Raw genomic sequence first — 9,402 nt, 5'->3', positions numbered from 1 at the left:
CGTTTCCACGAGTTCACGCCGCTTGTTGTCGTCGGTGGCAGGGGCTTCGGCTTCCTTGACCATCTGTTCGATGTCAGAGTCCGACAGTCCGCCTGATGCCTGAATGCGGATCGATTGTTCCTTGCTGGTTGCCTTGTCCTTGGCGCCGACGTTGACGATGCCGTTGGCGTCGATGTCAAAGGTCACCTCGATCTGGGGCATGCCGCGCGGGGCGGGCGGAATGTCCTCAAGATTGAACTGGCCCAGCAGTTTGTTGTCCGCAGCCATCTCGCGTTCGCCCTGGAAGACACGGATCGTCACCGCGCCCTGATTGTCCTCGGCGGTTGAGAAGACCTGACTTTTCTTGGTTGGGATGGTGGTGTTGCGGTCGATCAGGCGGGTGAAAACGCCACCCAGGGTTTCGATCCCCAGCGACAGCGGCGTCACGTCCAGCAGGACCACATCCTTGACGTCGCCTTGCAAAACGCCGCCCTGAACGGCCGCACCAAGCGCCACGACTTCATCAGGGTTCACGCCCTTATGGGGCTCCTTACCGAAGAATTTGCTGACTTCCTCGATCACCAGCGGCATCCGGGTCATCCCGCCGACCAGAATCACCTCGTCGATATCGGCCTTGCTGACGCCGGCATCCTTCAGGGCTTCCTGACAGGGTTTGATGGTCTTCTTGACCAGATCTCCGACTAGGCTGTCCAGCTTGGCGCGCGTCAGCTTGACGACCATGTGCAGCGGCGCACCGGTATCCTTGTCCATCGAGATAAACGGCTGGTTGATCTCGGTCTGGCTGGAAGAACTGAGTTCGATCTTGGCCTTTTCTGCGGCTTCCTTCAGGCGCTGCAGGGCCATCTTGTCCTTGGTCAGATCGACGCCATGTTCCTTTTTGAACTCATCCGCCAGATAGTTGACGATGCGCATGTCGAAGTCTTCGCCGCCCAGGAACGTGTCCCCGTTGGTCGATTTCACCTCGAACAGGCCGTCGTCGATTTCAAGGATGGTGATGTCGAATGTGCCGCCGCCAAGGTCATAGACGGCGATGGTCTTGCTGTCCTTCTTGTCCAGACCATAGGCCAGCGCGGCGGCGGTCGGTTCGTTGATGATGCGCAGAACCTCCAGCCCCGCGATCTTGCCGGCATCCTTGGTGGCCTGACGCTGCGCGTCATTGAAATAGGCGGGAACCGTGATGACGGCCTGCGTCACCGCCTCGCCCAGATAGGATTCGGCGGTTTCCTTCATCTTCTGAAGGATCATCGCGCTGACCTGCGCGGGGGAATATTTCTCGCCCTTGACCTCGACCCAGGCATCGCCATTGCCGCCATCGACAATGGAATAGGGCACGAGGTTCTTGTCCTTTTCCACCTCGGCGTCGGTCAGACGGCGACCGATCAGGCGCTTGACGGCAAAAACGGTATTGGTGGGGTTGGTCACGGCCTGACGCTTGGCGGGCTGGCCGACCAGACGCTCGCCATCGGTGAAACCGACGATCGAGGGCGTGGTGCGCGCGCCTTCGCTGTTCTCGATGACCTTCGGCTGGCTGCCGTCCATGATCGCGACGCAGCTATTCGTTGTGCCGAGGTCGATGCCGATTACTTTGGACATGTATTCTAACCTTTCTTGCGGCGATATGTGGGCCTCGGGTCCTTGACGGCCCCCTTGGCCCGATCCCTGGATTGGATTAACGGACCTCCGGACATGCCCGGAAGCTTCGGTGCTGTATATAGGTATGGTTTTCAGGCCCGCAAGCGTCAGATAGAGTCAAAATTGACGCCTTGCAGCGGGGCGAACGGAACGTTCTAGCCAGACGCGCTCCAACTGAGTGATTCGTATTTGCGCGTGGTAAAGTTGATCAGCAGCCCGACCATCAGGGCGGCAAGCGAGAACCACAGCGCATGATAGGGATTCGTTTTCAGCGGCGTATAGTTGATGAACATGAAGCCCCGCATCTGGTCGATGATATGGAACAGCGGGTTCCAGATGAACCATGGCATCAACATGTTCGGGATGACATTGGCGACGAACATCTTGCCCGATCCGAACATGTTCACGCGCTGATAGATGGTGGTCAGAATTTTTGCCGTCTTGGGCGACCAGGGGCGGATGCCAAGGAAAATCAGGCCGATACAGACGCCGCTGAACCAGGCCAGCAGATACATCGCCAGACAGCCCTGCCAGTTCTGGACCGTCAGGGGCGCAATGGTGGTGTCATAGACCCACAGGATCGCGATCAGGCTGATCGTCTGCCGGTAGAATGTCGCAAGTGCGGCGGCGGAAATCAGCACCGCCGCGTTCAGGGGCGTGTGTTTCACCAGATTGTTGGCGATCGAATGGCTGCCGGCGACGGCCCCCACAGTCTGCGTGTTCAGCGTAAAGATCACGATGCCCGAGATGATGAACAGCAGAAAATCGCCACGGATCGGCGATTGCCGGATGCCGAACACGATATAGAACATCAGGAAGGCCGCGATCAGGATGGCAGATTGCAGGATCGTCAGCAGCAGCCCCACCACCGCGTTGCGGTGCTCGGTCCGCAGGTTATAGACCGTCTGGTGATAGATCAGCCCAAGCGTCGTTCCAGCGGCTTGCAACAGGTTCTGGTTTCGGCGCGGCGTGAACATGGGTGGCTGTCTGGTCCGGTGTTGTGGCATTTGGGCGGCGATGCAACGCAAAATTGTACACAGGGCCAACGGGTTCTTGCGTAACCTTCCCCCAGGGATCATAAAAGAACGGTCCCGTTGCGACAATAGTTTCGATGGCCTGCATGCGGCGGATGTGAAGGAAAAATCAATGCAATTTGATCGATTGACAGCCGAGATGCGGCGCCTCGCGCTGGAGGCGGGCCACAGGATCATGGAAATCTACGGGGCCGAGGATTTCGATGTTCGCGCGAAATCGGACGATTCGCCGGTCACTGCTGCCGACGAGGCCGCCGATGCGCTGATTTCCGCCGGATTGCGCAAGGCTTTCCCCGACATTCCGCTTGTGACCGAGGAACAATCGGCCAGCCATACTCAGGCCGTCGCGACCTTTCTGATCGTCGATCCGCTGGACGGCACCAAGGAATTTATCCAGCGGCGCGGCGATTTCACGGTGAATATCGCCTATGTCAAGGACGGTGTGCCGGTGCGCGGGGTGGTCTATGCCCCGGCCAGGGGGCGGCTGTTTTATACCACGGGCGACGGTCGCTCGGTCGAGGAAAAGGGCCCATTTGGCGATCAGCCGGGCGAAACCGTGCCGGTCGGGGTCAATCCGATGCCGGATAATCGTGGGCTGATGGTGGTTGCCTCGAAATCGCATCGCGACGCGGCAACGGATGATTATATCGCACGCTATGCCACGCGCGACATGACCAGCGCCGGGTCGTCGCTGAAATTCTGTCTTGTGGCGACGGGCGAGGCCGATCTGTATCCGCGCCTTGGCCGCACGATGGAATGGGACACGGCGGCGGGCGATGCGGTGCTGCGCGGCGCGGGCGGCGAGGTCGTCCGCTTTGACGATCACACGCCGCTGGCCTATGGCAAGCCGGGATTCGAAAATCCGTTCTTCATTGCCTATGCGCCGGGTGTGCTGCTGGTGAAGGACTGACATGCCGGTCGTGGTCATTATCCCCGCGCGCTTTGCCTCGACACGTTATCCGGGCAAGCCGCTGGTCGGTCTGCGTGGTGCCTCGGGTCAATCCCGCAGCCTGATCCGCCGCAGCTGGGACGCTGCCATGGCGGTCGGCGGGGTGGATCGGGTCATAGTCGCGACGGACGACTTGCGCATTCGTGACCACGCGACGGGCTTTGGTGCCGAAGTGGTGATGACATCGGAAAACTGCCGGAACGGGACGGAACGCTGCGCCGAGGCGGTGGCGAATCTGGGGCTTGCGCCCGGAATCGTGGTCAATCTGCAAGGCGACGCGCCGCTGACGCCCGCATGGTTCGTCGAGGATCTGGTTGCCGGTCTGCGACAAGATCGCGCGGCAGGCGTCGCGACGCCGGTGCTGCGCTGTACCGGGCGGATGCGCGCCGATCTGATCGCCGACCGGATGGCCGGGCGCGTCGGAGGCACCACCGCGGTGTTCGGACATGACCGTCAGGCGCTGTATTTTTCCAAGGAAGTCATCCCTTTCTCGGCAGGCAGGTATGACGATGACCAGCCCAGTCCGGTTTTCCATCATGTTGGCGTCTATGCCTACCGGCCCGATGCCCTGCACGCCTATCGCGACTGGGACGAAGGGCCGCTGGAAAAGCTGGAAGGGCTGGAACAGTTGCGTTTTCTTGAGCATGGGCGCAGGCTCCTGTGTGTCGAAGTTCAGGCGCGCGGGCGGCAATTCTGGGAACTAAACAACCCTGAAGATGTTCCCCGTCTGGAACAGATGATGCGGGCCATGGGGGTCGATTGAACTCTGCTCTGGCTGGATGTATGGCGGGCAGAGGCGCTGTGCAGTGCGGTTACTGAATTCCCGGAGGTTCATGGAAGGTGTCCGGGGTTTTGTGTTGAATCTTAACGAGTGTGTATCGCCTTGTGCAAATCGGCACTATGGATGACATAAATTCGAGGGATGCAGGAACAATGAGTCGTAAAGTAACAAAAGCCATCTTTCCGGTGGCTGGGCTGGGGACGCGCTTTTTGCCTGCGACAAAAAGTATTCCCAAGGAAATCATGACACTGGTTGACCGGCCGCTGATCCAGTACGCCATTGACGAGGCGCGGGCGGCAGGCATCGAAGAATTCATTTTCGTGACCTCGCGTGGCAAGGGCGCGCTTGAGGATTATTTTGATCACGCGCATGAACTGGAATCCAGCCTCAAGAAATCGGGCAAGACGGCGCTGCTGGAAACGCTGCGCGCGACGAACATGGATTCGGGCGCGATCGCCTATATCCGGCAGCATAAGGCGCTTGGACTGGGGCATGCCGTCTGGTGCGCCCGGCGGCTTCTTGCCGATGACGAGGCATTTGCCGTCATCCTGACCGATGATGTCATCAAGGGTGAACCGCCCTGCCTGCAACAGATGATCGAGGCGTATGACGAAACCGGTGGCAGCCTGGTCGCCACGATGGAGGTTCCGCCCGAAAAGGCATCGGCCTATGGTGTGCTGGACGTGGCCGAGGATATGGGCGCCATCGTCCGGGCGCGCGGCATGGTCGAAAAGCCGCCTCTGGGGACGGCCCCGTCCAATCTGGCGGTGATCGGGCGCTATATCCTTGCGCCGACCGTGATGCAGAACCTGAACAAGCTGAAGCAGGGCTCGGGCGGCGAGATCCAGTTGACCGACGCCATCGCTGACGACATCGCGGCGGGCCGCGACGTCTATGGCCTGCGCTTCCGGGGACAGCGGTTCGACTGCGGCTCGAAAGCGGGCTTCCTGCAAGCGACGGTGGCTTTCGGGCTGGCACGCGAGGATCTGCACGACGAATTTGCCGAATATCTGCACGACCTGACCTCGTCGCAACGCGCGGCGGAGTAGGGGCGTGGTGCATAAGGTTCTGGTGACCGGCGGTGCCGGGTATATAGGGTCGCATGCCTGCAAGGCGCTGTCGCGCGCAGGCTATATGCCCGTGACACTGGACAATCTGTCAACCGGCTGGCGCGACGCGGTGAAATTCGGCCCCTTCGTACAGGCCGATCTGATGGATCGCGGGGCGCTGGATGCTGCCTTTGCAGAACACCGGCCGGTCGCGGTGATGCATTTTGCCGCCTTCAGTCAGGTTGGCGAGGCGATGGCCGAGCCGGGTAAATACTGGCGCAACAATGTCGGCGGCTCGCTGAACCTGATCGAGGCGGCGGTGGCGGCGGGTTGCAAGGATTTCGTGTTCAGTTCGACCTGCGCGACCTATGGCGACCGCGATGGCGAGGTGCTGGACGAGGATGCGCCACAGGCCCCGCTGAACGCCTATGGTGCCAGCAAGCGCGCGATCGAGGATATGCTGGCCGATTTCGGCGCGGCTTATGGGCTGCGCCATGTCATCTTTCGCTATTTCAACGTGGCGGGGGCGGATCCGGATGCCGAGATCGGCGAATTTCATCGCCCCGAGACACATCTGATTCCGCTGATCCTGGACGCGGTGGATGGCAAGCGCGCGGCGCTGACCATCCACGGAACCGACTATCCGACGCCGGACGGCACCTGCATCCGCGACTATGTGCATGTCATGGATCTGGTTGATGCCCATGTCGCGGGGCTGGAATGGCTGCGCGCGGACAAGGGCAGCCGGGTCTTTTGTCTGGGCACGGGCGACGGTTTTTCCGTGCGCGAGGTCGTGGACGCGACGCGCCATATCACCAACCAAGCGGTTCCGATGCAGGAAGGGCCACGTCGGGGCGGCGATGCCGTCAAGCTGGTTTGCGGCAGTCAGCGCGCAAGGGACGAACTGGGCTGGCGGCCCGCCCGGTCCACCATGCAGCAGATGATCGGGGATGCATGGCGCTGGCATCAGAACGGCGAATACGAGGGCTAGGGGATGGCGCCGGATCAGAACGGCGGTTATCTGCGCCGCGTCTGGTCCGCCTATCGCCTGCGCTGGAAGCGGCGCGAATTGCTGTGGCGCTCGATCCGGGCGCGGCGGCGGCTGAGGCCGGTTGCCGACCGCACCGGCCATATCGCGCCGGACGACATTCTGGTCTTTGCGGCGCTGCGGAACGAGGCCGCGCGCCTGCCCGAGTTTCTGGCCCACTATCGTGGGCTTGGTGTCGCGCATTTCCTGTTTGTCGATAATGGCAGCGATGACGGCTCGGTCGAATTGGTGCGCGATCAACCGGACGCTTCGCTATGGTTGTGCGGTGACGGCTATCGCAGGTCGCGTTTTGGCATGGACTGGATCGGCGCGCTGCTGATGCGCCACGGGCACGGGCATTGGTGCCTGACGGTCGATATAGACGAATTGTTGATCTATCCCGACCATGACCGCCGCGACCTGCGGGCGCTGACCCGCTATCTGGATGATCGCGCCATCCCCGGCCTTGGCGCGCTGATGCTGGAGCTTTATCCGCAGGCTCGGCTGGGGCAGGCCGAAGCCCCCGACGATGCGCCGTTGCTGGCCCGTCTGCCATGGTTCGATGCCGGTCCTTACCGAACCCGGATCATGTCGCCAAAACGCAACCGGTGGGTGCAGGGCGGCGTGCGCGAGCGGGCCTTTTTTCCCGACCGGCCGGGACAGTCGCCGACGCTGAACAAGCTGCCCCTGATCCGCTGGAACTGGCGCTATGCCTATGTAAATTCGACCCATTCCCTGTTGCCGCCGCATCTGAACGACCTGTATGACGGTCCGGGCGACCCGCGCCTTTCCGGCATATTGCTTCACGGCAAGTTTTTGCCGCAAATTATTGAAAAATCTACAGAAGAACTGGATCGCCGCCAACATTTCACAAACCCTTCTGCCTATGTGCATTATCACCGTGCCCTGACCGGCGAGCCGGTCTTGTGGAACCAATCCTCGACGCGCTATCGTGACTGGCAACAACTGGTTGATCTGGGACTGATGGGGACCGGGGACTGGGTCTGCGGACCCGAAGGTTAATGGTTGGTGTGTGACTATCTGATTCCTGTGACATGCAACGAAAAGATGAGCGAGCCCACAGTTTTCCAATCGCACATTAACCGGGGGCGGCGGATTGAGCGTCACTGACCTCAGATTGCGGCTGCGGCGCAGGGTTCATCGTCAGCGGCTGATCGCCCGCGCATTGCGTCGCCGCCGCGTGCTGAAACCGGTCAGCAACCGCGTCGGGCAAATCCGCCGCGGCGATATCCTGGCCTTCGTCGCCCAGAGGAACGAGCGTATCCGCCTGCCCTATTTCCTTGATTATTACCGCAATCTTGGCGTGCGGCATTTTCTGTTTGTCGATAATGACAGCACGGATGGCAGTCGCGACTATCTGGCGGCGCAGGCGGATGTGTCGCTGTGGTGGACCGATGACAGTTACAAGGTCTCGCGTTTCGGGATGGACTGGATTGGCTGGCTGCTGCTGCGCCATGGTCACGGGCACTGGTGCCTGACTGTCGATCCCGATGAATTTCTGATCTATCCGCATTGTGACAGCCGCCCGCTGCGGGCGCTGACCGACTGGCTGGATGACACGGGCCGACGGGCCTTTCCGGCGATGCTGCTGGATATGTACCCAAGGGGCAGGCTGGATGCGCAACCCTATGCCGAGGGGCAGGATCCCTTCGGGATTTTGCGCTGGTTCGATCCGGCCAATTACGCGATCACGAAGAACGATTATCTGGGCAATCTGTGGATTCAGGGCGGCCCGCGCGTCCGGGTCTTCATGGCCGCGACGCCTCTGGACGGCCCCGCGCTGAACAAAATCCCGCTGGTCAAATGGAACTGGCGCTATGCCTATGTCAGTTCGACCCATATGCTTTTGCCGCGTTCGCTGAACCTGGTCTATGATGAAGCCGGCGGCGAGATGGCATCGGGCTGCCTGCTGCATGCCAAGTTCCTGTCCACCTTTGCGGCGAAATCGGCCGAGGAATTGCAGCGCCGTCAGCACTATGCCGACAGTGTGGAATACCGCGCCTATCATCGTGGCCTGCAACAGGAAAATCTGCTGTGGTGCCCGCAATCGCGCGAATACCGGGACTGGCGGCAGCTAGAGGATCTGGGCCTGATCTCGCGGGGAAGCTGGGCATGACCGCGCCTGCTGTCACCCTGCCTGTCCACCTTGGGGTGATCCTGCTGTGCCATGCAGATCTGGACAGCGCCGCCGGTCTGGCCCGGATCTGGGCGACGGGCGGGGCGCGTGTCATGATCCATGTGGACAGCAAGGCCCCCGCAGCGGATGTCGCGCGGATGCGGGCGGCGCTGGCCGAACTGGACGGCATCGCCTTTTCCCCCCGCCGTCATTGTGAATGGGGGGGCTTCAGTCTGGTGGAGGCCACGCAAGAGGCGGGCGATATGCTGCTGCGGCAATGGCCGGATTGCAGCCATGTCTTTCTGGCATCGGGATCTTGCCTGCCTCTGCGGCCCGTTCAGGATTTGATCGCCTTTCTGAACGACAATCCCGGTCGCGACTTTATCGAAAGCGTCAGTGCCGGGGATATGGGCTGGACTGTCGGGGGGCTGAACGAGGAACGGTTTACCCTGTATTTTCCCTTCGACTGGCGGCGGCGGCGCTGGTTCTTTGACCGCGCGGTGGCGCTGCAACGTCGCCTGCGGATCCGCCGCAAGCTGCCTGACGGGCTGCTGCCGCATCTGGGTTCGCAATGGTGGTGTCTGACGGCGGGCACGTTGCGGGCCATCCTGACGGATCCGCGCCGGGCCAGCTTTGACCGCTTTTTCCGGCAAAGCTGGATCCCCGACGAAAGCTATTTTCAGTCGCTGGCGCGCTGCCACTCGGCCCATATCGAAAGCCGGTCGCTGACATTCGCCAGATTCGACGACAAGGGCCGACCCTGCCAGCTTTACGACGATCATATTCCGCTGCT

General features: G+C 61.2%; 9 protein-coding genes. 7 read left to right on the top strand and 2 right to left on the bottom strand.

Annotation, left to right across the window (positions count from 1 at the left end; translation table 11 throughout):
* Together dnaK and ACK5L9_RS19275 are read right to left on the bottom strand one after the other, a co-directional pair.
* Positions 1-1,593: molecular chaperone DnaK (gene dnaK, locus ACK5L9_RS19280; protein ID WP_416913076.1), on the bottom strand; the 1,593-nt coding region annotated here is incomplete at its 3' end.
* 194 nt (positions 1,594-1,787) lie between these two features.
* Positions 1,788-2,609, bottom strand: a complete 822-nt coding sequence (locus ACK5L9_RS19275; RefSeq protein ID WP_416913075.1) for an ABC transporter permease — start codon at positions 2,607-2,609, stop codon at positions 1,788-1,790.
* Positions 2,610-2,778: 169 nt separating this feature from the next.
* Between ACK5L9_RS19275 and cysQ the strand changes: the two genes are divergently transcribed.
* From cysQ to ACK5L9_RS19240, 7 genes are all read left to right on the top strand, one after another.
* Positions 2,779-3,576: a 3'(2'),5'-bisphosphate nucleotidase CysQ gene (gene cysQ / locus ACK5L9_RS19270; protein WP_416913074.1), complete on the top strand. Its 798-nt coding sequence runs from the start codon at positions 2,779-2,781 to the stop codon at positions 3,574-3,576.
* A gap of 1 nt (position 3,577) precedes the next feature.
* Positions 3,578-4,378, top strand: a complete 801-nt coding sequence (locus tag ACK5L9_RS19265; protein WP_416913073.1) for a 3-deoxy-manno-octulosonate cytidylyltransferase — start codon at positions 3,578-3,580, stop codon at positions 4,376-4,378.
* A 170-nt stretch (positions 4,379-4,548) separates the two neighbouring features.
* Positions 4,549-5,445, top strand: coding sequence for a UTP--glucose-1-phosphate uridylyltransferase (locus ACK5L9_RS19260; RefSeq protein ID WP_416913072.1), 897 nt, complete (start codon positions 4,549-4,551; stop codon positions 5,443-5,445).
* Positions 5,446-5,452: 7 nt separating this feature from the next.
* On the top strand, positions 5,453-6,436 hold the full coding sequence (galE, locus tag ACK5L9_RS19255; protein WP_416913077.1) for a UDP-glucose 4-epimerase GalE: 984 nt from the start codon (positions 5,453-5,455) through the stop codon (positions 6,434-6,436).
* A gap of 3 nt (positions 6,437-6,439) precedes the next feature.
* Positions 6,440-7,495, top strand: a complete 1,056-nt coding sequence (locus tag ACK5L9_RS19250; protein WP_416913071.1) for a glycosyltransferase family 2 protein — start codon at positions 6,440-6,442, stop codon at positions 7,493-7,495.
* A 94-nt stretch (positions 7,496-7,589) separates the two neighbouring features.
* On the top strand, positions 7,590-8,609 hold the full coding sequence (locus ACK5L9_RS19245) for a glycosyltransferase family 2 protein (protein ID WP_416913070.1): 1,020 nt from the start codon (positions 7,590-7,592) through the stop codon (positions 8,607-8,609).
* A partial coding sequence (locus ACK5L9_RS19240; protein ID WP_416913069.1) for a beta-1,6-N-acetylglucosaminyltransferase occupies positions 8,606-9,402 on the top strand: 797 nt, incomplete at its 3' end. The genes ACK5L9_RS19245 and ACK5L9_RS19240, both read left to right, overlap by 4 nt.

Origin of the sequence: Paracoccus sp. (in: a-proteobacteria) (assembly GCF_047973135.1) — a bacterium.
GTDB lineage: Bacteria > Pseudomonadota > Alphaproteobacteria > Rhodobacterales > Rhodobacteraceae > Paracoccus.
This window is presented reverse-complemented; position numbering and strand designations above follow the sequence as displayed.